The sequence below is a fragment of the Pseudomonas sp. 05T35 genome (assembly GCF_056396605.1).
Map to the genome: position 1 here is coordinate 1 of NZ_JBFTLU010000863.1, position 648 is coordinate 648.

1 pseudogene is annotated in these 648 nt (G+C 62.0%); it reads right to left on the reverse strand.

The annotated features are described in order from the left end of the window. Positions 1–389: pseudogene (locus AC1DH9_RS30345) on the reverse strand (RHS repeat protein); the annotation flags it as partial. Positions 390–648 lie beyond the last annotated feature (259 nt).

The following is a 648-nucleotide window of genomic DNA, read 5'->3' on the forward strand; positions in this document are numbered from 1 at the left end:
GTGCAGGAGCGTGGAGCAGCAACGTCTGCTCCACGCTCCTGCACGGCCACCGGGCGCAGCAGTTCGTCGTATTCGGTCCGTGAGTGGCTGCCACGGCCGTCCCAGCGTTCGACGGCTTGCCCGGCCTCACCTGGCAGCGTCAGCCGCCAGCCGGCGTCCACGCTGTGGCTCGCCAACGGCAGGCCGGACAGGCTGAAGGTCTGACTCAGGTTGACGGGGACGGATGCGTCGGTTTGGGCCAGGGCAAACAAATACGGATCACGGCTGGCAACTGGTCGGCCAGCGGCGTCGAACCGTTGATGGGTAACCCGCGTTTCAAGCGGATCGCCCGCCTGCCGTCGGTGGAACTGTACGGTCCTGATCGTCAGGCCACGCGAGTCTGACACCATAATGTTCGGTGTTGCGGTATCCGCACAAACCGACGATGTTGTTGGCATCCGTGCTGGCCTTGATCAAGGTGGCGTCCTCGTTACACTGCATGACCTCCAGGATTCTGGATACTGTAAGAACTAACAGGTCGGTATCGGTAGGGGCCAACTCCCCGGCTCCTTGAGTGCGCAGGAGCCGCAATCGGTTGCGCTTACTTGCCGCTGGTCACCAGTTCTTCCAGGTGATCCATGATTTCCTGTGGCTTGAGCACCAGCACAT